Source organism: Streptomyces sp. NPDC002536 (assembly GCF_053594995.1).
In genome coordinates this window covers 1-26,804 of record NZ_JBSFWU010000003.1, presented here as the reverse complement: position 1 = coordinate 26,804, position 26,804 = coordinate 1, and the positions used below count along the sequence as shown (strand labels likewise).

Genomic DNA, 26,804 nt, shown 5'->3' with positions numbered 1-26,804 from the left:
GCTCTTTCTACCAAAGCCGGTTCGGGGCACAGCCTGTGTCATCATGTGATGACATCGCTTGGTGACATGAACTGGGGGGCAACTGTGGAGTCCGGGGAACTACGGGGGACGACGTCCCCCTCCGCATGGCGGCAGCGGGCGCTGGTGCCCGTGCTCGTCTATCTGGGCATGGTCGTGGCCATGGTCAGCAGTCTCGGTGCGCCGCTGGTGCCGCGCATCGCCGTCGTCGACCACGTCTCGCCGGCCACCGCCCAGTGGTCGCTGACCATCGCCCTGCTCGTCGGCGCCGTCGCGACGCCCACCATGGGGCGCCTCGGCGACGGGCCCCGGCGCAGAGCCGTGATCCTCGGTGCGGTGGCCGTCGTGCTGGCCGGGAGTGTGCTGGCCGCGCTGCCGCTGGGGTTCGGTGCGCTGCTCACGGGCCGGGCCCTGCAGGGCGTGGGCCTCGGGCTGATACCGCTGGCCATCGCCACCGCGCGGGAGAGCCTGCCCGCCGAGCGCTCGCGATCGACGGTCGGGGTGCTGTCGATCACGCTGGTCGCCGGAGTCGGCCTCGGCTACCCGGTCACCGGGCTGCTCACCCAACTCTTCGGCCTCCACGCCGGGTTCTGGCTCGCGGCCGTCATCAGCGCCGTCGCGCTGGCCGCCGCCGCGCTCGTCCTGCCGCCGACGCGGCACCTGACGCCGCAACCGCTGGACGTGTTCGGCGCGGTGCTGCTCGGCGTCGCGCTCGCCGGGGTGCTGCTGGTCCTCGGCGAGGGGGAGTCCTGGGGCTGGGCCTCGGCCCGCCTGCTCGGACTGGCCGGGGCGTCGGTCGTCCTGCTGTTGTGGTGGACGGTGCACGAACTGCGCACCCCGCACCCCTTGGTGGACCTGCGGCTCGTCCGGCACCCGGTGGTCCTCACCGCCGACGTGACGGCCGTGATCGCGGGCCTGGGCATGTACGTCCTGATATCCCTGGTGACCCGCTACGCGCAGACCCCGGCCGCGACGGGCTACGGCTTCGGCGCGTCCGTCGTCGTCACGGGCCTGATCCTGCTGCCGTTCTCGGCCGCCAGCGTCGTCTCCAGCAAACTCGCCACCGTCCTCGCACGGCGGGTGTCCACCCATGCGGTGCTGCCGGTGGGCTGCACGGTGTCCCTGCTGGCCATGGCGGTCTTCGGCTTCGCGCGCGACAGCCTCTGGGAGCTGTTCCTCGCGATGGGCATCGCCGGGCTCGGCGTGGGCTGCACGTTCGCGGCCATGCCCGGCCTCGTCGTCGGCGCGGTCCCGGCGCACGAGACGGGCAGCGCCATCAGTTTCAACCAGGTCCTGCGCTGCGTCGGCTACTCCGCGGGCAGCGCGCTGAGCGCGACCGTCCTCCAGGCGCACACCCCCGCCGGCCGGACGCTGCCCACCGCCGACGGCTACCAGACCGCCGCGCTGCTGGGATGCGCCGTGTGGCTCGTGACCATCGTGGTCACCCTGGTTCTGCCCGCGCGCTCCCGAGCAGCAACGGTGCATGTGACGACGGGAGAAAAGGCGGGAGAAAAGCGCGCCGTCGGTGCGGCATCACACAACGACGACCCTGCGCCCGCGCCCGCCCCGGCCCGGTGCGCACCCGATGAGCGGAGATCCCCATGAGTCCCGAGCAGCAGGCACCGTCCGGAGGCCGGAAGTCGGCGGCGGCCGCCGCCCCGCAGCGGCGCCGCGACGCCGGCCGCACCCGTGAGCGGCTACTCGACGCAGCACGGGAGCTGTTCGCCGAGCGCGGCTTCGACCGCACCACGACCCGCGAGATCGGGGAACGCGCGGGCGCGGACCCGGCGTTGATCGCCCGCTACTTCGGCGGCAAGCCGCAGCTCTACCTCGCGTCGCTGCGTGCCGAGTCCGACCGGGCGGTCCCCGCCGACCTGCTCGACGAGGAACGGCTGCTCGGCCTGCTGCGCAGGATCACCGACCACGGCCCCGGGCCGGTGACCCGGGCCACCGTGGTGCCCTACAGCGACCCCGTCGTCCAGGAGGCCGCCCGCACCCAGCTGTACGAGCGGCTGGTCGACCCGCTGAGCGAGCACTTCGTCCAGGACGGCGTCCCCCGGGCGCAGTTGCGGGCGGAGCTCGCGGTGGCGGCGCTCACCGGCATCGTCCTCGCCCGCGACGCGGGCGCGCTCACGGAGCTCTCCGCCGCCGACCCCGGCGAACTCCTCGGCCTCGTCCGGACCTTGCTGGGCGCGGCGGCGCAGCCCGCCGACGGCGAAGCGGGCTGATCGAAAACCAGGTGCGGCTGTACGAGTCCGCATCCGATACTCGTGCCAGCTCACGGAGGGCGGGAGGAGGAGACCATGAAACTTGCCGAGGCACTGGCCGAACGCGCCGAGGCGACACGGCGCGTGGAGCAGTTGCGAGCGCGCGTCGTCGGCAGCGCGCGGTACCAGGAGGGCGAGACGCCCGCCGAGGAGGCATCCCGGCTGCTGGCCGAGGCCGGTGAGGTGCTGGACACCCTGGAGACGCTGATCCGGCGGATCAACCGGACCAATGCGGCAGTCCAGATGGGGGAGGACGGCACGCTCACCGACGCACTCGCGCGCCGGGACGTGCTGCGGCTGCGCCATGCGGTGGTCACCGCGGCAGCGGACGCGGCGGCGGGCACGGGCGAGCGGGGATACGGCCGGCAGCTCCGGTCCGAGCTGATGATGCTCTCCGCGCTCCCGGTCGCGGAGCTGCGTGCCCAGGCGGACGTCCTCGCACGGGAGATCCGCGAGATCGACACGCGGATCCAGCGGACGAACTGGGAGGCCGACTTGCTGGACTGATCAGCCAGTTCCGGCAAGTGCAAGCGCAAGCACAGGACGATGTGGAGCAGGTAGCAGCTCCGGAGGCGTGCACACACCGAGGGCCGGCGGTTTTCCGGCCCACTCCTGGCGCGTGAAGAGCAACGCGGGGGTTCGACTCCCCACCGACAACGCAGCTCAGCATCGCGTACAGGTAAAGGTGCACACAGCACAGCACATCACCACGTGCAGATCCGGGGCGGTGAGGGCGGGTTCGGGGTTTCCCACATCGCAGCGAGGGGGCGGGGCATGACCATGATGAGGACGACAGGGGCCCGGCTCGGGGCGGCGCTTTCGGTGACGGTGCTGGCCGTGCTGGCAGCCGGTTGCGGAACGCAACGGCCAGGAGAAGGTGCCGAGTCGGCGCGTGCCACGGCGGCGGCGGGTACGGCGACGGACGTCCCGTGCCCCGAGGAGAGTCCCACGCCGACTCGGCCGCCGACGATCCCGGACACGCCGCCCACCGACCACTATGCCGAGAACCACGGCTTCATGGTTCCCCTCCCGCTGCACGGCCGACGCCGCTGCGAAGGGCTGGCGGCCGTCGCACGCGTCAAGGCCGCGCTCGAACCCCTGCGCAAGCGCGGTGACTTCGCCCCGGAGAGCACACGCACCGCGCTCGGCGGCCTCGGCTATGCCGCCGGGAAGGTGCAGGCGTACCGGAACGGCCCCACTGGGGTCGGATTCCTCATCGACGCCTCGCCGTTGTGCGTGGAGGGCACGATGAGCCGCGACTCCACCCAGGCGGACGCCTTCGGCGGTTACCCCGACCACTCCGGCTGCGACCGGCCCGCCGGCGGCCACTGAACGCTGCCGTCCCCTTCCCGGTCGCGAACCCTCTCTCACGCCCTCGGGCTGCGCGTCAATCGTCTGTTGATGCCCGGGTGGTGCACTGCTCGGCGGTCACTCCGGCCACGAGAGAGGAAACGTTTCATGACCGTACGATCCACATCACTCGCGCACCTCCGCCAAGGGCACGGCCACGGCGCAGCCCGACGCCGCCGGCTCTGGGCCGCCGCCGGACTGGCGGGTGCCGTGACCGCGGGCGTGCTGGCGACCCCGGCCGTTGCGGCGACGACCGCGCCGTCGGCAGCGGGAGCAGCCGCGGACTACCCGTGCGACCCGTACCTGACGGCTTTCAGAGGCCAGACCGTCCGCGCGACGTGGACCTACCACATCGACGCCCAGGGACGGCCCGAATGGGCACGGGCCGGCATCCTGTCCGCCCGCACCTCCCCGCGCACCACGTGCGAGACGACGGTGGGGAACATGGGCGGCAAGGGTTATGACGGCGGCCATCTGATAGCCAGCACGCTCAAGGGCGTCAGCAAGCGGATCAACCTCGTGCCGATGCGGCACTCGGTCAACATCGGCATCTACAAGATGTTCGAGAACGGCGCGAAGAAATGCCTGAAGACCCCGGGCACGCAGGTCACCAACTACACCGCCTTGGCGCGTTACCCCGCAGGGCCGTCCGTGGTACCCGACAGCTTCACCATATCCATGCTGCCGAAGAAGAACGGCGTGGCGAACACGACGATCAAGCTGGACATCCCCAACAAGGATCTCGCCCCGCAGAAGGTTGCCGGACTCAAGAGAGTGCTCAACACCGGCCTTGCGGCGAACAAGTGCGGAACCGTCTCCTGAACAGGGTCTCCTGAACATGGTCAGGAGCGGGGGGTGCTGCCCGGAACGTTCCGGGCAGCACCTGCGTCGGCACGGGCGGTGCCCGGCAACGCAACGACGGCCATTGCCACCGCGATTGCGGCAGCCGTCGAGAAACGGGACGTTCGTCCCTTGGATATGTGAAGTCTCATCTGTTTTCCCCTCGTTTCCCCTCGCTGCATTCGCAGCGGGAACCGCATCCGGCCGTAATCGGCGGATGCGTCGAGTGAATTGGTACAAGAGGACGGTAGCGCGCAGATCGCCGACCTTCGGGAGGGCTTGGCGGCGACTTACGGGGCTTTAGCGAATACTCTTCCGGTATTTACGCGCCATAGTCGCCATGGGCTCTTCCCTGCCCCCAACCGCCTGAAGCTCCTGGCTTGTCAGCGCTGCAAGCCCGAGGACTACGAGGCCGGACGGAGGTACTGGAGCGGCCCCACGATGCGTGCGGCGATTCGCGGGTGCAGGAGTTGCAGCACGCTGGTCGGTGGCTTCCATCGCCACGCGTCGAGAGGCGATTCCCCGAGTTCGACCGCGCTGCCGGGCAGCGCCCAAGGTGCGCCCGGCTTCGCCGGGTGAGCGATCAACAGTCGGTCTTGGCGGTCCGTGATGAGCACGGAAGCCGTGATCGGGTGTCCCGGAGGCGGCGTGTTCGTCATGGCGCCAACCCCACCGACTCTCGCCGGTCCACGGCAGCGGTCGCCCCCATGCGGATGCGGTTGTGTGACAGCCCGTGGCCCAGGTACTCCTGCGTCGCCCTCTCACCGGCGTGCGGCGGGATGGGATCGAGTCCCAGCAGGATGCACACCGGGGTGCCCTCACTGACCATGCGCGACCATTCAGCGCCGACCGGTGGCAGACGCAGCGAATACGGGGCGCCTGCGATGGTGAGCAGAGCGCCCGAGACGCCCAGGAGTATCACGCGGTTGCCTACGTGGCGCAGGGTTTCGCATGGTTCGGTGAGGTCGAGCGCGGCGGACAGGCCGAGCATCTGCTGTTCGATGCTTTCGGCTGTCTCCCCTTGGCGACGGGCAGGCGGGTGTCCGATCAGCAGGAACGCCACGGGCCCGGCAGCGGTGTCTTCGACCCACGTGGACACCACCACAGAGCAGAGGAGACCGGGCGTGACGCCAGGGGCTCGGCCCGACGGCTCCATGAGTGTGCCATTCATCGTGTGCCCTCCTTCCGCACGTCCGACAGAACAACGAGCCGACGCACCACGAAGCGCGCAGGCGGCCGGGTACACAGGGGTGTCTCGCGGTTCTCCAGCACGATGGTGATCACTTGGCCGCCACCGGGTGGCTGCTCTCCCACGGGCGGTGTGCGCACAGTGCGGAACACGCCCTGGTCGAGGACGGCGTCGCCTTCCCGGATGCGATCGGCCCGTACAAAGGCGAAGTAGCGCGCTCTACGGTCTCTGAGTGTTCTTCCTGACGGCATGGCCCCAGCCAACCGCTCCTCACCCGTTCGAGTCGGGAGCCGGGGCGACGGCCAGTTGGGGGCCACTATGGGGGCCAGCAGCGGACTGTTGGGGAGGGCAACGGGTGGCCGAGACGGGCATCGGGGCACTGCTCGCTCAGTTGCGCGATGACCTTGGGTGGTCACAGCAGCGCGTCGCCGACGAGTACAACAAGGCCGAAGGCCGCTCGGCCATGACCGGCAAGGAGATTGGCCGGTACGAGCGCGAATCCCGCGTGCCAACCGACCGAACACGTGGCTTCCTTGCCGCAGTCTTCGGGGTCGATCCACTGACGCTCGACCGCGCGGCCGGCGTCACGAAAAGACGCAGGGCAGGCGGCCGGAGCCTCAGCTTGCCGACGCCCCCGGACCATGTTCTTGCTCCGCCTTCACGCCGCGCGCTGGCAGCGGACGCCTCTGCGTCAGCGAGGTTTTCGCGCTTCATCGCCTCGCGGAACACAGACGCTTGTGCGGTCGAACAGCTTGATGTCGAAGTCTTCTCCCTGGCCCGCCAGTACGTCAGTCATCCGGTCTCCGAGCTGTACGCCGGAATTCGCGGCCTGCGTGATGAGACGTTCGACTTGCTGAAGGGACGGCAGCGGCCACGGCAGACCTCGGATCTATACGTGACGGCGGGACGCCTGTGCGGACTTTCAGCCCACGTGTGCCTCGACTTGGGGGACTACACGTCCGCCATGGCCCACGCCCGCACGGCCTGGGCCTGCGCTGAAGAGGCGGACCACAACGGGCTCCGCGCATGGGTACGGGCGGTGCAATCGCTGATCAGCTTCTGGGACGGTGACCCGAGAACCGCCGCCGACTTCGCCCGTGCCGGCCAGTCCTTCCCCGCACCCGGGACCGCCGGGGTCCGACTCGCCAGCCTGGAGGCCCGGGCCCTCGGCAAGGCCGGAGACCGCGACGGAGCAACGGCCGCACTGCACCGAGCCGAGCGCGCACGGGACTTGCTGGGGGAGGGTGACGAGCTGCCCGGCATGTTCAGCTTCCCGCACGCCAAGCAGCTGACCTACGCCGGAACCACGCACCTCTCGTTGGGTGACACCGGCAACGTACGCCAGGCAATCAACTGCGCCGCCGCCGCTGTCGATCTCTACCTCGACACAGACGCCGACGATCGCTCGACCGGAGACCTGCTCGCGGCCCACCTGGACCTTGCCCGTGGCCACATGCTCGCGGGAGACACCGACGCGGCCGAGACCATGCTGACCTTCGTGCTCGACAACCCTGCCCCGCTCCTCTCGGCGAGCATCCGTCGTCGGCTGAACGGTCTCGGCAACGACCTCACGGCAGCCCAGTACCGTGGTTCGTCACACGTCGCGCACCTGCGCGAACGCATCCAGCACACGGCCAGGTCCACCGCATTGCCCGCCAACGACCCTCCGGAGCCGATGACGTGACCGACACACCTGTACAGCACGACGCCGCCGTCACCGACCGCTCGCTCCTGTCCGGCAGTGCCTACAGGAGCGGGCGGGACCTGTCAGCTCGGCAGTCGCTGTACCAATGGCAGTCACCGCGCTACGACCTGCCAGGTCTCGTGACGGAGCAACTGCGGGAAATCCGCGGGACGGTGGTGGACGTCGGCTGCGGAAACGGCAAGTTCCTCAACCGTCTCCGGCAGGACCGGCCGGACCTCCGGCTGCTGGGCCTCGACATCTCGGCCGGCATCCTCGGCGAAGTGCCCGGACCGGTGGCCGTGGCCGATGCCGCACGACTGCCGCTGCGCGACGCCGGCACAAACGCCGTACTGGCCCTGCACATGCTCTACCACGTGGAAGACATCCCCGCAGCGGTCACCGAATTCGGCCGGGTCCTGGCCGAGGGCGGAACCGTCGTCGCATCGACCAACGGCGACCACGACAAGGCAGAACTCGACGACCTTTGGCAGCGCGCATCCGGAGACGTCCTCGGCCGTGACCGAGGCCCGTCACGCATTTCGCTCAGTGCCCGGTTCTCACTCGAAAAGGCCCCGTCACTACTCGGCGCCGCTTTCAGCACCGTGCGCGTGGTCGAGCTGCCTGGGACCATCGCCGTGACGGACCCCGCGCCGGTCGTTGCGCACATGGCGTCGTACCGAGCATGGGCCGACCAGCACGAAGTACCCTTCGACGAAACGATCCAGCGTGCAGAGCGGATCGTCTCCCAACACATCGAGGAGAAAGGCCGATTCGAGATCACGTGCCTCGGCGGCCTGCTGATCTGCCGCCGCTGAGCTGATGACCTGGGCCACCTCTCGAATTCCCCGCCTCAACGGGAACCATAGAAGTCAGCCACAACGCGCTCGCACTGTGACGATCACTCGTCATATGTGGCTCCGGCAACCGCCAACCGGGCTCAACTGGCCTGAGCAGAGCCCGAATCAGGGACAGCGTCGGCCGGCCAGAGGGCGTCGGGGAAGAGGGCGTCGTCGGAATCGGTGTCGGGCATGAGGGCGGCGAGCATCTGTTGGGCCGTCTTCGCGTTGTCGACGGCCCGGGGCAGCATGACGCTTTCGTAGGCGTCGAGGGCCTCGTCGACGGTGCGGTGGCCGATGACCGCCTGGGCGAGTTCGGCGCCGTCGAGCAGGGCGAGGTTGGCGCCGACGCCGACGGGTGGCATCAGGTGGGCGGCGTCGCCGAGCAGGGTGATGCCGGGGACGCGCTGCCACGTATGAGGAACGGGAAGGACGAACATGGGCCGGTTGACGAAGCCGCCCTCGTTGTCGCGCAGGGCGTCCAGCAGGCTCTCGTGCCAGCCCTGGTACTGGGCGAGCAGGCGGGCGCGTACGGCTTCGGTGTCCGCGAGGTCGAGGCCGGCGTGCCAGTCCTGGGGGCCGCGGAAGAAAGCGTAGGCGCGGACGTGTCCGTTGCTGTTGCGCTGCAGGAAAAGGCTGCGGCGGCCCGCCTTCGCCGACATGGTGCCGTGGCCGACAAGGCGGGCGATGCCGGGGTGACGGTCGTCGACGTCGTTGAAGAGAGCTTCCACCATCGTGACGCCGGTGTAGGCGGGCTGGGCGTCGGAGAGCGCGGGGCGCACGCGGGACCAGGCGCCGTCGGCGCCGACGACCAGGTCGAAGTCCTCGGCGGTGCCGTCGTGATGGTGCAGGCGGACGGCGCCGTGGGGGAGCGGGGTGACGGACTCCACGGGGTGGCCCCAGCGGACCGTGCCGGGGGCGAGGGAGTCCAGCAGGAGGGCGCGCAGCTGGCCCCGGTCGATCTCGGGCCTGCTCAAGTCGCCCTCGCCGGCCTGGTCGTGACGTATGAGGGTCGCGTGACGGTCGTACATGCGCCACTCCTGGCTCTCGGGCCGGGAGAGGGCGAGGAACCGGTCGAACAGTCCGGCTGCGCGCAGGGCGACCTGGCCGGTGTCCTCGTGGATGTCGAGGGTGCCGCCCTGTGAACGGGAGTGGGGGTCGGTCTCGCGCTCGAAGACCGTGACCGGCAGGCCGTGCTGCTGCAGGATGCGCGCGCAGACGAGGCCGCCGGGACCGGCGCCGACGATCGCGATGCGAGGGGTCGTGAGGGTGGTGGACACGAGGGCCACGCTCCGTTCTACGGAGGAAGAGGGTGAGTGCCTGGGCTGTGCCCGGGGTTCCACAGAAACACAGCCGCTCCAAAAGTACAACTGCTCCGACTTTCCAGTCGATCCGTTTTGCGATCGAATCCGCACAAGGGGGTAGGGTGAGGGCATGACCGAGACGACGACGGGACGCCGCGAGCGCAAGAAGGCCCGCACCAGGCAGGCCCTGGCGGATGCCGCCATGCGGCTGTTCACCGAGCGCGGCTTCGACGACGTCGGCGTACGCGAGGTCGCGGAGGCGGCCGACGTCTCGCTGAGCACCCTCTTCAAGCACTTCCCCAGCAAGGAAGCCCTCGTCTTCGACCTGGACGAGGACGTCGAGAACGCCCTGGTCGCCGTCGTCCGTGACCGGGAGCCCGGTCTGTCCGTGCTGCATGCCTTGCGCGACCACATGGTGGACACCCATGCCGCCGTCCGGCCCGACGACCCCTTCTTCGTCCTCGTCGAATCCACCCCCGCACTGCGGGATCACGCCCGGCGCATGTGGTCGCGTCACGAGAAGACACTGGCCGCCGCCCTCGCCGAGGCCACCGGCCTCGACCCGGATGCCCCCGCCGTCACCGGCCTTGCCCGCTTCGCCCTCGAAGCCCCCGGCCTCGCCCGCGCGAGCGAGGATCCGGAGCGGACGGTGCGCGAACTGTTCGCGCTGTTGGAGAACGGCTGGGGCGCCACCCCATTGGCACAGGGCCAGGGCTGCGCCCCGTAGGGGCGCGGGGAACTGCGCGACCAGCCAGGACGCATCCGCAGTCGAGGTTCCCCCAGCTACCGCTGGGAGGTGCCCCCAGGGGCTGCGCCCCGGATCCCCGGGATGGTGCGTCGGCTGCGGGCCGGTGGGGGCTGGTCGCGCCCACGCGGCGGAGCCGCACATCAAAACAGCCCCACGCGCCTACGGGGCACAGCCCTGACGGTGCCCCGCCCCCAACCGCCGCACCCCCGGCGCCAGAAGCGCCCCCGTCGTCGCGAGGACGACCACGTCCGCGCACCCCAGCAAGGCCACGTCCGCCCCGGCCGCCGCGGCGAGCGGACCGGCCACGTACAGCCCCACCGGCGCGAACGCCAGGGAGCCGAACCAGTCGTAGGAGCTCACGCGCGACAGGGCCGCCGCCGGTATCTCCCGTTGGAGGGTCGTCGACCACAGCACCCCGAAGATGTCCCCCGACACCCCGGCGAGGAACGCCGCCGCTGCGGTCGGCCAGAGTGGTGCGTGCAGTCCCAGCAGCAGCATCGGCACCGCCGCCGGGAAGGTGGCCAGCACCGCGACGAGCATCGGGCGCCGTGGGCGCAGCCGTGCCGCCAGGGCGGCCCCCGCGATCGTGCCCGCCGCCTGGGCCGCCACCACCGTGGACCAGGCCCGGGCCCCGCCCAGGCCGTGCTCGCTCACCAGCGGGCCCAGCACCCCGGTCTCCGCGCTCATCGCCGCCACGACGAACGTGTACTGCAGCACCACCACCCACAGCCACTGATGCGACGCGAACTCCCGCCATCCCTCGCGCATATCGGACCATCCCGAGCTCCTGCCCGTCCGCAACGGCCGTGGCGTGCGCACCCGGATGCCCGCGATCAGCCCGGCTCCGGCGAGGAACGAGGCCGCGTCGAGCGCCAGTGCCCACCCTGCGCCCACCAGGGAGACCACCGCGCCCGACAGTGCCAGCCCCAGCAGCATGGCGGTGTTCATCCCCATGCGCAGCACCGCGTTCGCCTCCGTCAGCCGGTCCGCGGGCACGATCTCGGGGACCACGGCCGTCATCGCCGGGAAGAACAGCGCGGTCGCCAGCCCCGCCACCGTGGCGAGCCCGGCGAGCGCGGCCAGGGGTGCATGCCCCGTCAGCGTCATCGCCGCGAGGCCCGTGTAGGCGGCGGCACCGGTCAACTCCGCGGCGGCCAGCAGCCGGACGCGGGGGACCCGGTCGGCGATCACCCCGCCGACGAGGACGAACAGCAGCTGGGGGAGCGCCTGGCAGGCCAGGACCAGGGACAGTTCACCGGGCGTCGCCCCGGGCAGCCCCAGGACGGCGAAGGACAGTGCCACGCGCGCGAAGCCGTTGCCCAGCACGGAGACGGTGCGGGCCCAGGAGAGGCGGACGAAGTTGCGGTCCCGCAGCAGGGACGGGGGACCCGTGGGGTCCGCGGTCGGCCGGGACCGGAGGGAAGGGCGGCTCACGTCGTCAAGTGTCCGGCGGCGCACGGCGGACACGGCATCGGATACCGCCGCCGGAGGGCCCCGCAAGGTGGCCGGTAAATATCTGCAGGAACCGGAAATTCCGGAGATACACTCGACCACCGCACGCCCTCGGGGGACGGCTCAACTCGGCGAGCGATGCCGAGCCTGCCGGAAGGACGGAAGCGGGCCCATGGCGCCACGCAGGCGAGCTGTTCTGGACAACGCGATCGCCCACTACTACGACCGGATCCGGTCGGCGCTCGACCACGTCCGCGAGCACGGCACGGGTGACGACGGTGCACCGGAGCAGCGGCTTCCGCAACTCGACGCCACCACACGGGAGTTCCTCTCCGCCTCCGGGATCGCCTCCGCCGTCCTCGGCACGCACCACGGCGTGCGGCTCACCCTCCTCGACCTCATGCGCAACCCCGGCACCCGCACCACCAAGACCTTCGCCTCCCTGGTCATCGTGGCGCGCGCCGTGCGCCACATCCGCGAGACGGGGGAGCGGCTGATGCTCCTCACCCCGTCGTCGGCGAACAAGGCCACCGCCCTGCGCGACGCGGTGCTGCGCGCCGTCGACGCCGGCCTCGTCACCCGTGACGAGCTGCGCATCGCCTGCGTCGTCCCCCGGGAGTCCGTCGGCAAGGTGTGGCACTCCCGCCTGGCCGCCGATCCCGGACTGTGCGAGCGCAACCCCGTCGTCGTGCACGACGGCCCCGGCGCCGCCGTGAAGGCCCTGGCGCAGGAAGGCGCCGAAACCTGTGCGGCGGAGCTCCGGCGGGTGGCCGGAGTGCGCATCTGGCATACGCTCGACCTCGACAACTACCGTGCCGCGGACACCGTACGGGCCTTCTACGAGGCCGAGTTCCACCCGCTGCCCGACGGCAGGATCCGCTGGCACTCGCACGCCGTCTCCAGCGCCTTCGGCCTGTTCGGCCACCACCTGGGCACCCGGCTCCTCGCCGCGGAGCCCGGCGCGCGCGACGACCCGCCCGGCTATCTTCTCGTCCAGCACCTGCGGACCCCCGACATGGTGCAGGACCTGTACGCCGGCGCCGCATCACCCTCCTACCAACGACATCCCGTGAGCGGCCTGTTCGTCCAGAACGCCAACCCGGTGTTCCCCGCAGCCGCCTTCGACCCCCGCGAGAGCATCGACCCCACCTTCTACACCGAGCAGCCGGCCACGGCGCCCCGGATGACCGCGCTCATCCGGGAGCAGGGCGGCAGCGGCATCGTGGTCTCCCTCCACGAGTGCCTCGGCCGCTACGCACAGGTGCGCGCCCTGGTGGCGCAGGCGGACGTGCACCTGCCCGCGGATCCCCGGAAGTTGCGGGAGTGGTCGCTGGTGATGGTGGTGACCGGCACGCTGCTCGCCGTCGAGCGCGGACTGGTCCGCGCCGACGAGGTCGTCCTGCACGGCTCCGGCTCGTACGACGCCGACGACTACACCCCGCTGCCCCCCGACGCCCTCCGGCCCGCCGAGCAGCTGACGGGCCTGGCCGAGGTGCTGCACAAGGCCGCGGGCGTCCAGGACACGTGAGGCGGCCGGATGCGCACGGGAGTCGTCATCCTTCCCGAACACCCGTGGCCGCAGGCCCGGGAGATCTGGCAGGGCGCCGAGGAGGCCGGCTTCGACCACGCCTGGACCTACGACCACCTGACCTGGCGGTCGCTGCGCGACGCACCGTGGTTCGGCTCGGTCCCGCTGCTGGCCGCCGTCGCCGCGGTCACCCGCCGGATCCGCATCGGCCCCCTGGTGGCCACCCCGAACTTCCGGCACCCCGTCGTCCTGGCCAAGGAGCTGATGACGCTCGACCACATCGCGGGCGGGCGCATCACCGCGGGGATCGGCGCGGGCGCCGACGGCTTCGACGCACAGGCCCTGGGTGGCCCCGTGCTCCCGCCCCGTGAACGCACCTGCCGCTTCGAGGAGTTCGTCGAACTCCTCGACCGCCTCCTGCGGCAGCCGGCCGCCGACCACGACGGCGCGTTCTACGCCGCCCGGCAGGCGCGCACGGTGCCCGGCTGCGTCCAGCGGCCGCGGATCCCCTTCGCGGTCGCGGCGACCGGGCCGCGCGGCATGAGCCTCGCGGCACGCCACGGGCAGGCCTGGGTCACCGCGGGCGACGCGACCCGGCCGCCGGGCGAGCTGCCCGCCTCCGACGTCCTGCCGCTGCTGGCACGGCAGACCCGCGCCCTGGACGAGGCCTGCACGCGGGCGGGCAGGGACCCGGCGAGCCTGGACCGCATCGTCCTCGGCAGCCGCCTGCTCCCCGGCCTGACGGACTCGGCCGACCGGCTCACCGCCTTCGCCGCCGACTGCGCGGCGCTGGGCTTCACCGACCTCGTCCTCCACCGGCCCCGCCCGTCCGGGGTGTTCGCCGGAAGGGCCGGGACGTTCGACGCGGTCGTCGCGGCCGCCCTGCCGCACCTCGCACGGCTCCGGCCGGCGCACGACGGGAACGGAGGCACCGCCGGTGGCGACGCACCACGATGACGACTACGGCAGGACGTTCGGCGACGTCTACGACGACTGGTACTCCCTGGACTTCGACGACGGCGCAGGGGCCGTCGAGGTCCTGTCGCGCTACGGGCGCGACGGCGGCGCCCTCGAACTGGGCGTCGGCACCGGCCGCATCGCCATCCCCCTCGCCGCGCGCGGCATCAGCGTCCACGGCGTCGACACCTCGCCCGACATGCTGCGGCGGCTGCGCGCCAAACCCGGTGCGGAGCTCGTCCGCACCGAACTCGCCGACATGACCGACTGCGAGCTCGGCCGCCGCTTCGCGCTCGTCTACTCCGTCTTCAACAGCCTCTTCTGCGTGCCCGATCAGCGCCGCCAGACCGCCTGCTTCGCCGTCGCCGCCCGTCATCTGGCCGGCCCGTGCGGGCGCTTCGTCGTCGACCACCAGATCCCCGACGCCGTCGGCAGCGGCTCCTCCGTACGCCACCTGCACGCCGGGCCGGACCGCTTCCGCTTCTCCGTGGTCCACTGCGACCCCGTCACCCAGATCATGGAACGCCAGACCATGGTCGTCGAGAATGGCGGCGTCACCCCGTACCGCTCGGTCATCCGCTACGTGTGGCCGTCCGAGATGGACCTGATGGCCGCGGCCGCCGGCCTGACCCTCGAAGACCGCTGGCCGGGCTGGCAGGGCGGCACCGTACGGCCCGACACCCGGCGCTGCATCTCCGTCTACCGGCCCGTCACTCGGGGGACGTTGTGAACTCCCCGGCGCCGCCCCGCGTCCCGCTGCCCTCCCGCACCGCCCTGCACGCCCGGTACGCGTGGGACACCGGCCCCCGCCTGGCCCCCGTCCGCTGCGGCTGGGACGGTGTTCGCGGCCGCCACCGGCCCGTGCGCGCCCGATCGCTGCCCGCCGGGCCCGTACGGCTGAGCTACGCGGGGCTGGGCGAAGGACCGCGCCACGTCCTGGAGTTCCTGCGGCAGCAGGGCGTCCCCACCACGGCAGGCGGCACCGGCGACGCGCCCGCCGACATCCTGCTGCGCGGCACGACGGCCCGCGCCGTGCCCGCCCTGCCCCCGGCCACGCTCCTGCTGCCCTTCCGGGTGCGCCTCGTCGTCCCGGTCGGCAAGGGCACCGAGGCACTGCGCGCGCGGATCTCCCGGCGGGAACGGCGCAGCTTCGCCGCCCACCGCAGGGAACGGGGCTGGACCTGGGAACGGGCCACCGGCCCCTGGGCGTTCGACCACTTCTACGAGCGGATGCACCTGCCGACCATGCGCCGCAGGCACGGATGCGCGACCCGCAGCCTCCCGCCCGACCTCGCCTACGAATGCCTCTTCCGGCGCGGGGCGCTCTTCTTCGTCGTCGAGAACGGCACCCCGGTCGCCGGAGTGCTGTGCGCCCGCCCGGCACACTCCCGGACCCTGACCATGCGGCTGCTCGGCGTCCTCGACGGGGCCGAGGAGCACTACGCGAGCGGCGCCGCCAGGGCGCTCACGCACTTCGCCCTGGAGTGGGCCTGCACGCACGGGATGACGCACGTCGACCTCTCGGGCTGCGAACCGTTCCTCAGCAAGGGCATCTTCCAGTTCAAGCAGCGCTTCCACCCCGAATGCCGCCTGCCCGCCGACCACTTCGGCGGCAAGCGGCTCGTCCTGCGTGTCGTCCGCGACACCCCGGGCGTGCGGGACTTCCTCGTGACCAACCCGGTCGTCGCCCTCGCGGCGGGAGGCTTCGGGACGAGCGGCTTCGAGGCCCTGTACTTCCACGACGCGGACCGGCCGCCCCGCACCGACCTGGCCTGGCAGTGCCCCGGCATCCTCCGCGCCCGGCACCTCGGCCTGGACGCCTTCCTGCAGACGGTTCCCCGATGACGGGCCATCATCCATGGTTCGGCACCGACGAGTTGCCACCACCTGCCGGGATCGGCGCCGAGGAGCTTCGGCAGACCTTCGTGCACGCGATGCGCGACGTGGGGTTCAACGGCGCCCAGGTCGCCACCCGGCCGCTGACCGTGCCGCCCGCCTCGGCCGCCGAACTCTACGCGGCCTCGGCCCGGTTGCTGGCCCTCCTGCGCAAGGCGGTCCTCGCCGCCGGACCCGGCCGCGCGGAGCGCATGGCCGCGCTGGCGGTGGACGAGACCCTGCACCCGCTGTTCACCGACGACCGCAGTGAGGAGCGCCACTGTGCCTGCATGGCCCGCCCGGATGTGGTGATCGGGCCCGACGGGCCGCAGTTCCTGGAGGTCAACGTGGGCGGCGCGGTCGGCGGCGCCGTGCACACCCATGTCCTCACCCGCACCTGGCGGCGCCTGCACGCCGACGGCCCGGACGGCGGGCGGCTCCCCTTCCGCAGCCACTCCCTCTTCGCCGAGCGCAGGCGGCTCTTCGAGGCCGTCTGCGCCGAGCTGGGCGCCGAACGCGGCGTCGCGCTGCTCGGCACCGTCCGCGACCTGCCGGGCGTGCACGGCACCCGCTACTTCGACCTGGAAGTGGACCACCTGCGGCGGCACGGCTTCGCCGCCGAGTTCTTCGAACCCGAGGACCTGCACCACGGCCACGGCGCCGGCGGCCGCTTCCGGTACCCCGTCGGGCTGCGGCACTTCACCGTCGCCGAGTGGCGGCACCACGGCATCGACCTCGCCCCGGTGCGCCGCGCCCTCGACGCCGGGTGTCTCTTCCTCGCCCCGCAGACCGCCTATCTCGTCTCCAACAAGAAGGTCCTCGGCTGGGTTTCGGAGGGACGGCCCTGGATGACCGGCGCGGAACGGGAGTTCGTACGCCGCTACCTGCCGTGGACCCGGGTCACCGGGGACCGCGAGGTCGTCTGGCGCGGGCGGACGTACAGCCTGGGGGAACTGCTGCTGGGCAGGCGGGAGTCGTTCGTGCTGAAGAAGGCCGTGGGGATGTGCGGCGACGGCGTGCTCCTGGGCCCGTCGACCGATCCGGCCGTCTGGGCGGATGCCGTCGAGTCGGCCGTGCGGGAGGAGGACAGCGTCGCGCAGGAATACGTCGAGCCCGGCCGCTGTGCGGCCGGGCTCACGGACGGAACGGAGGCGGGGACGTACGCGACGACGATCGCCCCGCTCCTCGGCCCGTACATCGTCGCCGGCCGGCCCGCCGGCTGCCTCGTCCGCTTCTTCGCCTCCGGCGAGAGCGGGATCGTGAGCATGTACGGGCACGGGGCGTTGGTCAACGTGCTGGTCGGTTCCTGACCGGCTCGTCGAGCGAGCTCAGGTCGTGGGCGTAGGTGCCGACGGCGTGCGCGATGACGTCGATGTTGGTGTCGAAGGCCTTCAGGTCCAGGTTGCGGAGGGTGTCGCCGGCGGCGTGGTAGTGGGGGTCGTAGGCGGTGCCGGCGGTGCCGCCGTAGCGCTGTGCCTGCTCCTTGGTCTTGATGCCCTCGGCGCCGGTGAAGGTGCCGCCGGCCGGGATGCCGGCCTCGATGAACGGCCCGTAGTCGGACCGGCCGTCGAAGTCGGTGCCCTCGTGCGGCTGGTGGCGGCGGTCCAGATAGCCGTTGATCAGCCGCTCGATCTGCGCGGAGCCCTTGGGGCCGGGGCCCGAGCCCTTGTGGTCGGAGTCGTCGCCGTCGTAGACGAATTCGACCGGGTTGGGCGAGGCGATCATGTCGAAGTTGAGGTAGAGGGCGATCTGCTTGCGCTGCTTCGCGTCGAGGTGGGAGACGTAGTGGTCGGAGCCGAGGAGGCCGAGTTCCTCGCCGGACCACCAGGCGAAGCGGACCTTGTTCGCCGGCTGCCGGCCGGGCTTGCGGGTCTCCTTCGCGAGCTTGAGGGCGACCTCCAACAGGCCTGCGGAGCCGGAGCCGTTGTCGTTGATGCCCGGGCCCGCGGGCACCGAGTCGAGGTGGCTGCCGAGGGCGACCACGTGGTCGGCGCTGCCGCCCCTGGTCTCGGCGATGACGTTGCGGGTCTGCTTCCTGGAGTGCTCCTGCCGGATGTCCAGGTGCACCGTGACCCCGTCCCGGGCGGCCGCGGCCAGGGCCTCGCCGTCGGCCTTGGAGACGCCCGCGGTGGGGATGCGGCCCTCGGCGGGGCTGCCGAAGGTGCCGTGGACGGCGTCCTGGCCGTCGTTGTTGTAGACGACGGCGCCGACGGCACCGGCCTGCGCGGCGGCGGCCTGCTTCTCGGCGAAGGTGCAGCCGCCGCGCTCGACGAGGGCGATCCTGCCGGTGAAGACGCCGGAGGCGTAGTCGTCGGCGGAGCAGCCGGGGTCCTTGTCCGCGCGGGCGACGGCGACGGGGGCGTCGATGCCGCCCGCGGGCGTGGACGGCGAGAAGGTGAACGCCGACACCTTCAGGTCGCGCGGCTGCGGGGAGACGACCGAGAGCTTCTCGGTGAGCGTCTTGGCCTGCCAGATCTCGAAGTTCTGGTACGAGACGTCGTAACCGGCCTTCTGCAGCAGGGAGTGGACGTAGGCGGTGGAGGCCTCGTGGCCGGAGGTGCCGGCGGCACGGTTGCCGCCGTTGGCGTCGGCGATCTGCTGGAACTTCTGCAGATGGCGGTAGGCGCTCCGGGCCGAGGACGTCCGGACCAGGGTGTCCGCCAGCTGCCGGGCCTGTCTGTGCTGACGGTCCGCCGTCGTGGGACGCGCCTCGGCGGACGGGGCGGCGGCGAGCAGCAGGGGGGTGGCGACGGCGGAGGCGACGAGGGCCGCTATCGCCCGGCGGCGGTGGGGTACGCGCACGGGGGTCCTTCCGGGCAGGGGATCACCGCGACCGGGTGCGCCGCGGCTGGAACCGACCGTACCCAGATGTGTGTAGGCCGCAGCCGGATTGGGGGCGCCTGACACGAGATCGCCACATGGCGGACACGCTCCGCGTCACGGAGGGGGGACAACCGGGTCTGCCGGTGCGCTCCGTCAGGGGCGCGGGGCTGTTGACATATGCGGCTCCGCCGCGTGGGCGCGACCAGCCATCGACGGCCCGCAGTTGACGCACAACCCCGGGTACCTCGGCTGCAGGCGCGTCGTGGTTGCTCGCGCAGTTCCCCGCGCCCCTGACGGGGCGAGGTTACGGTGCCGCCTGCCCGGCCCCCTCCGTCAGCAGCTCGACGAGGCGGTCGGTGAACGACGTGCCCACCGGCTCGCGCCGCACCAGCACGCGTATCCACAGTGCCCCGGCCATGGCGTCCACGAGCGGCGCCGGATCGAAGTCCGGCGGCAGCTCGCCGCGTTGCACGGCGCGCTCGAAGACCGGCTGATGGCGGCCGAAGCGGTCGTCGAGGAAGGAGACCACCAACTCCCGCATCGCCTGGTGGCGTACCGCCCCCACCAGGGCCGACTCCACCACGGTACGGCGCCGTTCGTCGCTGAGCAGCCCCTGCACCTGTCCGGCGATCGCCTCCAGGTCGCCGCGCAGGCTCCCGGTGTCCGCGTCCTCGAACTGCATGGCGGGCGCGTGCAGCAGGGCGTCCCGCAGCAGTTCGGACTTCGAGGGCCACCAGCGGTAGATCGTGGTCTTGTTCACCCCGGAGCTCCGGGCCACGCCCTCGATCGTCAGCGCGTCGTAGCCGTGTGCTGCCAGGAGCCCGAGGGTGGCCGTGAAGATCTCGGCCTTGCGGCGGGGACCGCCGCCGGCCGGTGCCGGGTTCCTGGTCATGGCTGCGCGCTCCGTTCTCGGTTCGACGGTCGTATGATAGCAACGCACCGTTGCGTTGCCTTGTGGTGGAACAGCCGGCACTCGGGAGACGGAGACACGATGACGAACGGGTTGAGCCAGGCCCCGGGCCTCCCCGGGATGTGGACGGCAGGACCGGACGACGCCCCTCCGCTGGTGCTCGTCCACGGCGTCTGGCTCTCCGCCCGGATGTGGGACCCGCACGCCGCCCGGCTCGCCCCGCGGTTCCGCATCACCGCGCCCGACCTCCCGGCCCACGGGGCCCTGCAGGACCGGCAGTTCACCTTGGAGGATGCGGTGGCCCGCGTGGACGCCGCCGTCTCGGAGGCCTCCGCGGCGACCGGGCGGCGCCCGCTGGTCGCCGGCACCTCCCTGGGCGGATATGTCGCCCTCGCCTACGGTGCGGCACACCCCGACCGCACCGCCGCGCTGCTCGTGCACGGCGCCACCGCCCGGCCGGAGGGCTTCACGGGCCGGGTGTACCGCACTGCGGCCCGCACCTTCGAGAAGCTGGGCCCGGAGCGCACCACGCGCCTCGCCGACCGGGCGCTGCACCGGCAGTTGCCGCCCGAGAGTTACACGGCCGTCGTGTCGGGCGGCCTGGCCGTCCGCGGCTTCTCGGAGGTCGTCGGGGACCTCACCCGTCGGGACTTCCTCAAGGTCGCGGCCCGCGTCCATGTCCCCCTCCTGCTCGTCAACAGCAGGAGCGATCTGCTGTTCCGCGCCCAGGAGAAAACGTTCTTGCGCATCGTGCGGGAGTCCGGCGGCCACGTCCGGCTGTGCCACGTGAAGGGGGACCACGCGCTGCCGGCCCGCGACCCCGGGGCGTTCGTACGGGTGCTGGAGCGGGGTCACCGTCATCTGTCGGAGGCGGTGCCGACAGCGTTCGGGCGCCCGGTCCAAGATGGTGGTGGCCGCGGCGGGTTGACGCCCCGTCGGGCCCCGCGCCGGTGACGGTCCCGCTGCCCGCGGCGCGAAAGCATCGAAACATTATTGCTGGATTGCGCAAAGGTGCAATCATTGCTGCGGGGCGCATGTCGATGCGCCTGGCTCGATGAGTTCCCCGGTCGACGGCGGAGAGGTGCGCGGCATCCGGAGCGACCCATGTCGGGCGAATACGGGCGAAGGAAGGTGCCGCAGGTGCCGCGGGGCAGCACACCGTCAACAGGCAGCAGGAACATCCGGATCGGCGCGGCCGTGGCCGAGATCGAGGGCCTCTACACCGCGCTGCGGTCCGCGGGCCAGGGCGGGCACCGCGACCGTCTCCTCACGGAGCTCGCCCAGGCCGGGCGGCGCCTGACGGACCTGGCCCTGAGCCAGCCGCCGGACCGGACCGTCATGGTGCCGTCCCGCTCGCGCTGGCGCCGCCGCCGGGTCCTCGCCGCCAAGGGGGCGGGCTGGATCGCCGCCCGGACCTCCCGCCGGACGGGCTGATCCCGCGCCGGCCCGTCCGGCATAATCGGCAGTCGAGGAGGCCAGGTGAGGACGAAGCGCGGTGCCCGATGGGCCATGGCAGCAGCGGTCGTGTGTGCCCTGACGTCATGTTCCGGCCATGATCCAGCACCTGCGTCGTCCCCGGCCGCCGGCGCGAGCACCCCGTCGCCGAGTGCGGACCCCGGCAAGCCGCGGGCCAACGAGGATCCGTCCCACTACGCCGCGCCCGTCGCCACGTACGCGGCGCAGGCGGGGATCCACCCGCAGCTGCTGATGGCCGTCCTCTACAACGAGTCCTACAAACCCCACGACCCCGACTTCCAGCGCGCCTGGCAGAAGATCAAGCCGGACGCCGCGTTCGGGATCGCCAACATGCACAAGGCCGCCTTCGACGAGACCAAGCAGGGACGGGACTTCGCGCACCGCGACTGGCAGGAACTGCCCGACGACACGAACCTGGCCATCGAGGCTGCCGCGTGGTTCCTGCACGACCTCGCCGGGCAGCTGCCCGCCCACTGGTCCGGCTCCTACACCAAGGACGAGCTGCTCGCCCTCGGCTACAACGCCGGCGGGGGCAACATGGCCGCCTTCGCCCGCGGGGCGAAGCCCGGCGCGGACGCGCAGACGTATCTCGACCGGCTCCGCACCAACTGGTCCACGGCGGCCGCGGCCCTCAAGAAGTCCTGAGAAGTCCTGAGAAAGTCCTGACGGCACGGCGGCGGACGCGGAGTGCGGCCGTCCGGCGACGGAGCGCACTCGGTTAGCCTGAGGGCACAATGAACTGCTTCACGACGCCCTGGGGCGAACTCGACCTCGCCCGCTTCCCCGAGGACCCCCGCGACACGCTCCGTGCCTGGGACGCCGCCGACGAGTACCTGCTGCGGCACCTGAAGGGAATCGACGCGGACCCGGTGGACCTGTCGGGCACCGTGGCCGTCGTGGGCGACCGCTGGGGCGCCCTGGCGACCGCACTCGCCGCGCACCGCCCCGTGCAGATCACCGACTCGTACCTCGGACAGCAGGCCACCCGCGCCAACCTGGCCCGCAACGCCATCGCCCCGGACGCGGTGCGGCTGCTGACGACGCAGGACACCCCGCCGGACCGGATCGACGTGCTGCTCGTGCGCGTTCCCAAGAGCCTCGCGCTCCTGGAGGACCAGCTGCACCGCCTCGCCCCCGCCGTCCACGAGGGCACCGTCGTCGTGGGCACGGGCATGGTCAAGGAGATCCACACCTCGACGCTCCGGCTCTTCGAGCGCATCCTCGGGCCCACCCGGACCTCCCTGGCCGTGAAGAAGGCGCGTCTGATCTTCTGCACCCCGGACCCCGCGCGCACCCCCGGCACCAACCCCTGGCCGCACACCTACACCCTGCCCACCGGCATCGGGGCGGCCTCCGGGATGACCGTCACCAACCACGCGGGCGTCTTCTGCGCCGAACGCCTCGACATCGGCACCCGGTTCTTCCTGGGCCACCTGCCGCACCGCCAGGGCCCGGACCGCGTGGTCGACCTCGGCTGCGGCAACGGCGTGGTCGGCACGGCGGCGGCGCTGGCCAACCCCGCCTCCACGGTGACGTTCGTCGACGAGTCCTTCCAGGCGGTCTCCTCCGCGGAGGCCACCTTCCGCGCGAACGCCGGGGCCGCCGCCACGGCGGAGTTCCGGGTGGGCGACGGCCTCGCGGACGTTCCGGCGGGCTCGGCGGACCTGGTCCTCAACAACCCGCCGTTCCACTCGCACCAGGCCACCACCGACACCACGGCCCGGCGCATGTTCGCCGACTCCCGCAGGGCGCTGCGCCCCGGCGGCGAACTCTGGGTCGTCGGCAACCGCCACCTCGGCTACCACGTGACGCTCAAGCGCATCTTCGGCAACTGCGAACTTGTCGCCGGCGACCCCAAGTTCGTCGTCCTGCGCGCCGTCAGACGCTGACCCCCAACTGCCGCAGCAGGCCCAGCCGGTCGTAGGTCCACCAGGCCTCCTCGATCCGGCCGTCCCGGAAGCGGAACTCGGTGACACCGGTCATCTCCACCTGGCGGCCGGTCGGCGGGACGTCCATGAACGTGCCCCGGTGGGTGGCCCGCCAGGTCCAGCGGACGCAGACCCGGTCGGCCTCGGCCAGCTCGCTGTCCAGCGTGAACCGGAAGTCGAAGGCCTGCCGCCAGTCGGCGATGTCGTTCTTCAGCGGCTCCGTGCCGATGACGCTGGCGGCCTCCTTGCCGACGTCGTGGTGCCGGTAGTCCGCGAGGAACAGCTCGTCGACCAGGGAGAGGCGCCCGTCCGTGGCGACCTCGTCGAAGAACCGGCGCGCGGTCGCCTTGTTGAGCCGGTCCTCCCGGACCACGTCGAGATCCGTGAACGTCGGCATGCCGTCGCAGAGCGACACCATCTCCTCGAAGATCCGGTTGGTCTCCGGGAGATTGGAATTGCTCATGGCCTTTTCGTAGGAGGGGAATTCGATGATCTCCACGTAATGGTCCGGTTCCGTGTGGTCCCGGCCGACGAGGGAATGGGTGGCCGTGCGCTTCCCCTCGGTCTGCTCGACCCAGGCGTCCAAGAGGCGGTTCATCTCGGAGTATTTGCTGGTTCTGCAGTCGATTACCTGGACGAATGTCATGACACATCGCCTCCCGAGGTCCATTCCAGCCTAGTGCCGCGGCACTCAGACCTCCAGTTCGCCCTCGATCCGCCTGAGCTGGTGCCGGGCCATCGCCAGATTGGCGCGTTTGGCGTCGAGCACCAGGTAGAGGAAGAGCCCGTTGCCGCCGCGCCCGGTCAGCAGCCTGATCAGGTGGTACTGGCCGCTGAGGGTGATCAGGACGTCCTCGATGGTGTCCTGGATGCCCAGCATCTCCATGGTCCGCAGCTTGGCCCGCACCACGTCCGTGTTCCCTGCGGCGGCGACGTTCAGATCGAGCGACTGCGAGCCGCCCAGGGTGCCCAGCGCCATTCCGCTTCCGTAGTCGACGAGGGCCACGCCGAGGGCTCCCTCGATCGAGCTCATCGCGTCCTTGAGGGCCGTTTCGGTGTTCAGCACGGTCAATTCCCTTTCCGGGTTCGGTGTTTCCCGGCGGCGATTCCGCCGGAGAAAGACGGGTGGCATGGGGACTGGAATTACGGTCGTCCGCTCACGCGTGCTGCTCATGCCTGGCGTTGACGCTCCAGCGCGCCGTCGACCAGGCCGGCGATCCGCGGGCCCGCCCTGCGGGCCTCCAGGTTCAGCCGGCCCACGTTGGCCTCGGCCGACGCCAGCAGCGTCAGCACGCACGAGGGCCCGGCCGCATAGGTGGCCACGTAGCCGCGCTCGCCCGAGACGAGCAGTTCCCGGAAGCCGCCGTGGCTCACGGCCTCCGTCAGCCGGGCGCCCACGCCCAGCGCCGCGGCGGTCAGCGCCGCGAGGCCGTCCGGCTCCAGGTCGCTGACCACGTGCGCGATCACCAGCCCGTCCGTGCTGGCCACCAGCGCACCGGTCAGGTGCGGTACCCGGACTCGTAGTCCCTGGAGCTCGGAGAGCACCTCGGGTGCGGCGGTCATCGACTGTCTCCTTCCGGCGAACTGCCTCAGGGCGCGCCTCATCATGAGATCGGTGCGACGGGGGTCACGGACCGGGTCACAGGGCCTCCAGTGCGTCGCGGATCCGGTACAGCAGGGAGATCTCCGGAACGGCCGGGCCCGCGGCCCGGGGCACGGGACCGCCCGGCGCCGGGTCCGCCGCCTCCGGGGTACGGACCAGCCCGGCGGCCGCCAGCCGCCGGACGTCGAGCAGCGTGGCGAAGGCCGAGCGGCCGAGGGCCCGGGCGATCTGCAGCGGGGTGCGGACGCCGTCGGCCGCCGCCAGGACGGCCCGCCGCCCGCACGTCGGCTCGTCGCAGCCGGCCCCGCCGGCCCCCGCGCCGGGGGCAGGGACGACCGGGGCCACGTCCACCTCGGGCCGCGGCCAGGCGAGTTCGAGCAGCGTGCGCCGCCGGCCCACCTCGCGCTGCAGGAGGGACACGGACACGGGCCGCACCGGCCCGAACCAGTGCCGCGCCTCCTTCAGGAACCGGTCCGGCGCCTGCTGGGAGCGGTCGAGCGGGGACAGGACGAAATAGGCGGCGTCGAACAGCGCGCTGAGATGGCACAGTTCCAGCTCGCCCCGGCTCAGCCGGCCCTGCTCGACGAGGAGGCACCCGGCCCGGTGGTCCGGCCCGCCCTCCTCGACCGCCTCCTCCCACTCCCGCGCCGACAACCGCCCTCCCGCGGTGAGCCGCCACCCCACGTCCGGCACCGCCGGGCTCTCGGCGTGCACCACGGCGCCGTCGGCGAAGTAGAGGGCCCCCACCCCGCCGTGCAGCGCACCGGTGGCACCGGTCGCGGCGAGCCGGGTGAGCACGGCGCCGGGCGCGTCGGCCGTGCTGCCGGTCATGCCGGCACCAACCGGGCGGTGATGTTCTTGAGCCGGAACAGGGCCACCGCCAGATTGGCCTCGGTGCGGTCCAGCCACAGGTAGAGGAAGACGCTGCTGTCGAAGGAGGTCTCGACGAAGCGGATCAGGTGGTAGCTGCCCTGCGCGGTGACGATCACATCCTCGACCGGCCCCGATCCCGATCCCGGCCCCGATCCCGGCCCGGATCCCGGTCGCGGGCCGGCCGCGGCGGTGAACGCCCCGCTCTCGAAGGCCAGCCGGGCCAGCTCGGCGGCCTCCGCCGCCGCGGTCTCGTGGTCGCGGCCCGGTCCGTCGCCCGCCGCCCCGAGGGCCAGCCCGCTGCTCCAGTCCACCAGGCTCGCCCCCCGGGCCCCCGGGATGGTCATGGCCTCGGCTAAGCACCCGTCGATACCGGTCACACGATCCTCTCCCGATTACCAGTGGCGTGCCCCGTGCGACGGAAGGTAACCGATAAAAGCACCCGGACGTGAGGGTTTTGGCATTTTCCTCCGGCACATGTGCCCCGAGTGATAGGCGGCAGGACCGCCCGGTCCGGAGTCCGTGCAGGTCGCGTAGGGTGGCGGAATGACGACCCACGCCGTCGAAGCCGCCGCCGTCGCCCTGCATCAGCGCACGTGGACCCCGATCCCCGAGGAACTGGCCCTGGCCAGTGAGTTCTTCGCCCGCCGCGAGCAGCTGGAGCAGCGCCTGCTGCCCGGAATGCCCGCCTGCCGCAACCCGCAGGGCTGGGTGACCCAGCACGTCCTCTGGCTGGAAGACGCCGCCCGCGTCGCCGACGAGCTGCTGGCGCTGTGGCGAGACTATCTGCCGGGCAGTCACATGATGGTGCTGCTGCAGGCCTACGCGGACCACGCACGCCGGGTCGTTCCGCTGGCACAGCAGCTGTCCCAGGCGTGGGCGACGGAACGACCGGGTGCCTGCTCGCACCAGGAGACGGTGTGGTGGGAGGACTGGCACCTTCCTGCCGAGCAGCGGCGGCAGTTGGACGAGCTGACGCACAGCACGATCGTGATCGGCTCGGTGATGGTGTCGGCCCTGTCACAGGCCGGGTACGCCCCGTAAGGGGCGCGGGGAACTGCGCGACCGGCCACGACGCGCCCGCAGTCGAGGTTCGGGGGGGGGGGCCCCCCCCCCCCCCCCGGGGGGGTTAGCTACTAAAAACGA

29 protein-coding genes are annotated in these 26,804 nt (G+C 71.9%); 18 read left to right on the top strand and 11 right to left on the bottom strand.

Going from position 1 to position 26,804, the window contains the following annotated elements; all coding sequences use genetic code 11:
* Positions 1 to 48: 48 nt before the first annotated feature.
* The 5 genes from ACWD4B_RS01860 (at position 49) to ACWD4B_RS01840 (ending at position 4,457) form a co-directional block, all read left to right on the top strand.
* A complete protein-coding gene (locus ACWD4B_RS01860; protein ID WP_451418904.1) occupies positions 49 to 1,623 on the top strand; it encodes an MFS transporter in 1,575 nt (524 codons plus the stop codon).
* Positions 1,620 to 2,246: a TetR family transcriptional regulator gene (locus ACWD4B_RS01855; RefSeq protein WP_451418903.1), complete on the top strand. Its 627-nt coding sequence runs from the start codon at positions 1,620 to 1,622 to the stop codon at positions 2,244 to 2,246. The genes ACWD4B_RS01860 and ACWD4B_RS01855 overlap by 4 nt, the downstream gene beginning before the upstream one ends.
* Positions 2,247 to 2,321: 75 nt before the next feature.
* On the top strand, positions 2,322 to 2,792 hold the full coding sequence (locus ACWD4B_RS01850) for a DIP1984 family protein (protein ID WP_336412195.1): 471 nt from the start codon (positions 2,322 to 2,324) through the stop codon (positions 2,790 to 2,792).
* 267 nt (positions 2,793 to 3,059) lie between these two features.
* The gene (locus tag ACWD4B_RS01845; RefSeq protein WP_451418902.1) at positions 3,060 to 3,617 is read left to right on the top strand and encodes a hypothetical protein; all 558 of its coding nucleotides are present in this window, start codon (positions 3,060 to 3,062) and stop codon (positions 3,615 to 3,617) included.
* A 126-nt stretch (positions 3,618 to 3,743) separates the two neighbouring features.
* A complete protein-coding gene (locus ACWD4B_RS01840; protein ID WP_451418901.1) occupies positions 3,744 to 4,457 on the top strand; it encodes a DNA/RNA non-specific endonuclease in 714 nt (237 codons plus the stop codon).
* A 422-nt stretch (positions 4,458 to 4,879) separates the two neighbouring features.
* On the opposite strand, the gene ACWD4B_RS01835 is transcribed toward ACWD4B_RS01840, so the two are convergent.
* The gene (locus tag ACWD4B_RS01835; protein ID WP_451418900.1) at positions 4,880 to 5,134 is read right to left on the bottom strand and encodes an NUDIX domain-containing protein; all 255 of its coding nucleotides are present in this window, start codon (positions 5,132 to 5,134) and stop codon (positions 4,880 to 4,882) included.
* Positions 5,131 to 5,646: a hypothetical protein gene (locus tag ACWD4B_RS01830; protein WP_451418899.1), complete on the bottom strand. Its 516-nt coding sequence runs from the start codon at positions 5,644 to 5,646 to the stop codon at positions 5,131 to 5,133. The genes ACWD4B_RS01835 and ACWD4B_RS01830 overlap by 4 nt, the downstream gene beginning before the upstream one ends.
* A gap of 373 nt (positions 5,647 to 6,019) precedes the next feature.
* Here ACWD4B_RS01830 and ACWD4B_RS01825 point away from each other — a divergent pair, with 373 nt between their 5' ends.
* Together ACWD4B_RS01825 and ACWD4B_RS01820 are read left to right on the top strand one after the other, a co-directional pair.
* On the top strand, positions 6,020 to 7,348 hold the full coding sequence (locus tag ACWD4B_RS01825; protein ID WP_451418898.1) for an XRE family transcriptional regulator: 1,329 nt from the start codon (positions 6,020 to 6,022) through the stop codon (positions 7,346 to 7,348).
* A complete protein-coding gene (locus tag ACWD4B_RS01820) occupies positions 7,345 to 8,163 on the top strand; it encodes a class I SAM-dependent methyltransferase (protein WP_451418897.1) in 819 nt (272 codons plus the stop codon). Before ACWD4B_RS01825 ends, ACWD4B_RS01820 begins: the two co-directional genes overlap by 4 nt.
* 122 nt (positions 8,164 to 8,285) lie before the next feature.
* Here ACWD4B_RS01820 and ACWD4B_RS01815 read toward each other — a convergent pair whose 3' ends face one another.
* Positions 8,286 to 9,464 (bottom strand): FAD-dependent oxidoreductase, encoded by a 1,179-nt coding sequence (locus ACWD4B_RS01815; RefSeq protein ID WP_451418896.1) that lies wholly within the window; start codon positions 9,462 to 9,464, stop codon positions 8,286 to 8,288.
* A 154-nt stretch (positions 9,465 to 9,618) separates the two neighbouring features.
* Between ACWD4B_RS01815 and ACWD4B_RS01810 the strand changes: the two genes are divergently transcribed.
* Positions 9,619 to 10,215: a TetR/AcrR family transcriptional regulator gene (locus tag ACWD4B_RS01810; protein WP_451418895.1), complete on the top strand. Its 597-nt coding sequence runs from the start codon at positions 9,619 to 9,621 to the stop codon at positions 10,213 to 10,215.
* 180 nt (positions 10,216 to 10,395) lie between these two features.
* Here ACWD4B_RS01810 and ACWD4B_RS01805 read toward each other — a convergent pair whose 3' ends face one another.
* A complete protein-coding gene (locus ACWD4B_RS01805; RefSeq protein ID WP_451418894.1) occupies positions 10,396 to 11,670 on the bottom strand; it encodes an MFS transporter in 1,275 nt (424 codons plus the stop codon).
* A 190-nt stretch (positions 11,671 to 11,860) separates the two neighbouring features.
* Between ACWD4B_RS01805 and ACWD4B_RS01800 the strand changes: the two genes are divergently transcribed.
* The 5 genes from ACWD4B_RS01800 to ACWD4B_RS01780 are packed head-to-tail and all read left to right on the top strand — an operon-like array spanning position 11,861 to position 17,358.
* Entirely contained in the window at positions 11,861 to 13,216 is a 1,356-nt protein-coding gene (locus ACWD4B_RS01800) for a DUF6002 family protein (RefSeq protein WP_451418893.1), read from the top strand.
* 9 nt (positions 13,217 to 13,225) lie between these two features.
* Positions 13,226 to 14,173: an LLM class flavin-dependent oxidoreductase gene (locus ACWD4B_RS01795; RefSeq protein ID WP_451418892.1), complete on the top strand. Its 948-nt coding sequence runs from the start codon at positions 13,226 to 13,228 to the stop codon at positions 14,171 to 14,173.
* A complete protein-coding gene (locus ACWD4B_RS01790; RefSeq protein ID WP_451418891.1) occupies positions 14,154 to 14,903 on the top strand; it encodes a class I SAM-dependent methyltransferase in 750 nt (249 codons plus the stop codon). The genes ACWD4B_RS01795 and ACWD4B_RS01790 overlap by 20 nt, the downstream gene beginning before the upstream one ends.
* Positions 14,900 to 16,018 carry a GNAT family N-acetyltransferase gene (locus tag ACWD4B_RS01785; RefSeq protein WP_451418890.1) on the top strand — a complete coding sequence of 373 codons (1,119 nt, stop codon included), beginning with the start codon at positions 14,900 to 14,902 and terminating at the stop codon, positions 16,016 to 16,018. The genes ACWD4B_RS01790 and ACWD4B_RS01785 overlap by 4 nt, the downstream gene beginning before the upstream one ends.
* Positions 16,015 to 17,358 (top strand): hypothetical protein, encoded by a 1,344-nt coding sequence (locus ACWD4B_RS01780; RefSeq protein ID WP_451418889.1) that lies wholly within the window; start codon positions 16,015 to 16,017, stop codon positions 17,356 to 17,358. The genes ACWD4B_RS01785 and ACWD4B_RS01780 overlap by 4 nt, the downstream gene beginning before the upstream one ends.
* Here ACWD4B_RS01780 and ACWD4B_RS01775 read toward each other — a convergent pair.
* Positions 17,336 to 18,850, bottom strand: a complete 1,515-nt coding sequence (locus ACWD4B_RS01775) for a M28 family metallopeptidase (RefSeq protein ID WP_451418888.1) — start codon at positions 18,848 to 18,850, stop codon at positions 17,336 to 17,338. The genes ACWD4B_RS01780 and ACWD4B_RS01775 overlap by 23 nt on opposite strands.
* 325 nt (positions 18,851 to 19,175) lie before the next feature.
* Positions 19,176 to 19,763, bottom strand: coding sequence for a TetR/AcrR family transcriptional regulator (locus ACWD4B_RS01770; RefSeq protein ID WP_451418887.1), 588 nt, complete (start codon positions 19,761 to 19,763; stop codon positions 19,176 to 19,178).
* 99 nt (positions 19,764 to 19,862) lie between these two features.
* On the opposite strand from ACWD4B_RS01770, the gene ACWD4B_RS01765 reads away from it, so the two are divergent.
* From ACWD4B_RS01765 to ACWD4B_RS01750, 4 genes are all read left to right on the top strand, one after another.
* Positions 19,863 to 20,735, top strand: coding sequence for an alpha/beta fold hydrolase (locus tag ACWD4B_RS01765; RefSeq protein ID WP_451418886.1), 873 nt, complete (start codon positions 19,863 to 19,865; stop codon positions 20,733 to 20,735).
* A gap of 150 nt (positions 20,736 to 20,885) precedes the next feature.
* The gene (locus tag ACWD4B_RS01760) at positions 20,886 to 21,215 is read left to right on the top strand and encodes a hypothetical protein (RefSeq protein ID WP_451418885.1); all 330 of its coding nucleotides are present in this window, start codon (positions 20,886 to 20,888) and stop codon (positions 21,213 to 21,215) included.
* Between the two features lie 75 nt (positions 21,216 to 21,290).
* On the top strand, positions 21,291 to 21,902 hold the full coding sequence (locus ACWD4B_RS01755; protein WP_451419019.1) for a transglycosylase SLT domain-containing protein: 612 nt from the start codon (positions 21,291 to 21,293) through the stop codon (positions 21,900 to 21,902).
* A gap of 89 nt (positions 21,903 to 21,991) precedes the next feature.
* Positions 21,992 to 23,146: a methyltransferase gene (locus tag ACWD4B_RS01750; RefSeq protein WP_451418884.1), complete on the top strand. Its 1,155-nt coding sequence runs from the start codon at positions 21,992 to 21,994 to the stop codon at positions 23,144 to 23,146.
* Here ACWD4B_RS01750 and ACWD4B_RS01745 read toward each other — a convergent pair.
* From ACWD4B_RS01745 to ACWD4B_RS01725, 5 genes are all read right to left on the bottom strand, one after another.
* Positions 23,136 to 23,831, bottom strand: coding sequence for an ester cyclase (locus ACWD4B_RS01745; RefSeq protein WP_451418883.1), 696 nt, complete (start codon positions 23,829 to 23,831; stop codon positions 23,136 to 23,138). The genes ACWD4B_RS01750 and ACWD4B_RS01745 overlap by 11 nt on opposite strands.
* Positions 23,832 to 23,876: 45 nt before the next feature.
* Positions 23,877 to 24,251, bottom strand: coding sequence for a hypothetical protein (locus tag ACWD4B_RS01740; RefSeq protein WP_451418882.1), 375 nt, complete (start codon positions 24,249 to 24,251; stop codon positions 23,877 to 23,879).
* 104 nt (positions 24,252 to 24,355) lie between these two features.
* On the bottom strand, positions 24,356 to 24,790 hold the full coding sequence (locus ACWD4B_RS01735) for a roadblock/LC7 domain-containing protein (RefSeq protein WP_336412333.1): 435 nt from the start codon (positions 24,788 to 24,790) through the stop codon (positions 24,356 to 24,358).
* A gap of 34 nt (positions 24,791 to 24,824) precedes the next feature.
* Complete coding sequence (locus tag ACWD4B_RS01730; protein WP_451418881.1) at positions 24,825 to 25,619, bottom strand: transcriptional regulator; 795 nt, start codon at positions 25,617 to 25,619, stop codon at positions 24,825 to 24,827.
* Entirely contained in the window at positions 25,616 to 26,038 is a 423-nt protein-coding gene (locus ACWD4B_RS01725; protein WP_451418880.1) for a hypothetical protein, read from the bottom strand. The genes ACWD4B_RS01730 and ACWD4B_RS01725 overlap by 4 nt, the downstream gene beginning before the upstream one ends.
* A 166-nt stretch (positions 26,039 to 26,204) precedes the next feature.
* Here ACWD4B_RS01725 and ACWD4B_RS01720 point away from each other — a divergent pair, with 166 nt between their 5' ends.
* The gene (locus ACWD4B_RS01720; RefSeq protein ID WP_451418879.1) at positions 26,205 to 26,702 is read left to right on the top strand and encodes a hypothetical protein; all 498 of its coding nucleotides are present in this window, start codon (positions 26,205 to 26,207) and stop codon (positions 26,700 to 26,702) included.
* The last annotated feature ends 102 nt before the right edge of the window (positions 26,703 to 26,804 follow it).

What these genes read in the sequence shown, in the direction of transcription:
- ACWD4B_RS01735 (WP_336412333.1), bottom strand. Translation starts at nt 24,790, where the DNA reads ATGAGGCGCGCCCTGAGGCAGTTCGCCGGAAGGAGACAGTCGATGACC.
- ACWD4B_RS01855 (WP_451418903.1), top strand. Translation starts at nt 1,620, where the DNA reads ATGAGTCCCGAGCAGCAGGCACCGTCCGGAGGCCGGAAGTCGGCGGCG.
- ACWD4B_RS01845 (WP_451418902.1), top strand. Translation starts at nt 3,060, where the DNA reads ATGACCATGATGAGGACGACAGGGGCCCGGCTCGGGGCGGCGCTTTCG.
- ACWD4B_RS01800 (WP_451418893.1), top strand. Translation starts at nt 11,861, where the DNA reads ATGGCGCCACGCAGGCGAGCTGTTCTGGACAACGCGATCGCCCACTAC.
- ACWD4B_RS01835 (WP_451418900.1), bottom strand. Translation starts at nt 5,134, where the DNA reads ATGACGAACACGCCGCCTCCGGGACACCCGATCACGGCTTCCGTGCTC.
- ACWD4B_RS01830 (WP_451418899.1), bottom strand. Translation starts at nt 5,646, where the DNA reads ATGAATGGCACACTCATGGAGCCGTCGGGCCGAGCCCCTGGCGTCACG.
- ACWD4B_RS01750 (WP_451418884.1), top strand. Translation starts at nt 21,992, where the DNA reads ATGAACTGCTTCACGACGCCCTGGGGCGAACTCGACCTCGCCCGCTTC.
- ACWD4B_RS01745 (WP_451418883.1), bottom strand. Translation starts at nt 23,831, where the DNA reads ATGACATTCGTCCAGGTAATCGACTGCAGAACCAGCAAATACTCCGAG.
- ACWD4B_RS01760 (WP_451418885.1), top strand. Translation starts at nt 20,886, where the DNA reads ATGTCGGGCGAATACGGGCGAAGGAAGGTGCCGCAGGTGCCGCGGGGC.
- ACWD4B_RS01730 (WP_451418881.1), bottom strand. Translation starts at nt 25,619, where the DNA reads ATGACCGGCAGCACGGCCGACGCGCCCGGCGCCGTGCTCACCCGGCTC.
- ACWD4B_RS01765 (WP_451418886.1), top strand. Translation starts at nt 19,863, where the DNA reads ATGACGAACGGGTTGAGCCAGGCCCCGGGCCTCCCCGGGATGTGGACG.
- ACWD4B_RS01755 (WP_451419019.1), top strand. Translation starts at nt 21,291, where the DNA reads ATGGCAGCAGCGGTCGTGTGTGCCCTGACGTCATGTTCCGGCCATGAT.
- ACWD4B_RS01860 (WP_451418904.1), top strand. Translation starts at nt 49, where the DNA reads ATGACATCGCTTGGTGACATGAACTGGGGGGCAACTGTGGAGTCCGGG.
- ACWD4B_RS01780 (WP_451418889.1), top strand. Translation starts at nt 16,015, where the DNA reads ATGACGGGCCATCATCCATGGTTCGGCACCGACGAGTTGCCACCACCT.
- ACWD4B_RS01810 (WP_451418895.1), top strand. Translation starts at nt 9,619, where the DNA reads ATGACCGAGACGACGACGGGACGCCGCGAGCGCAAGAAGGCCCGCACC.
- ACWD4B_RS01720 (WP_451418879.1), top strand. Translation starts at nt 26,205, where the DNA reads ATGACGACCCACGCCGTCGAAGCCGCCGCCGTCGCCCTGCATCAGCGC.
- ACWD4B_RS01850 (WP_336412195.1), top strand. Translation starts at nt 2,322, where the DNA reads ATGAAACTTGCCGAGGCACTGGCCGAACGCGCCGAGGCGACACGGCGC.
- ACWD4B_RS01770 (WP_451418887.1), bottom strand. Translation starts at nt 19,763, where the DNA reads ATGACCAGGAACCCGGCACCGGCCGGCGGCGGTCCCCGCCGCAAGGCC.
- ACWD4B_RS01795 (WP_451418892.1), top strand. Translation starts at nt 13,226, where the DNA reads ATGCGCACGGGAGTCGTCATCCTTCCCGAACACCCGTGGCCGCAGGCC.
- ACWD4B_RS01840 (WP_451418901.1), top strand. Translation starts at nt 3,744, where the DNA reads ATGACCGTACGATCCACATCACTCGCGCACCTCCGCCAAGGGCACGGC.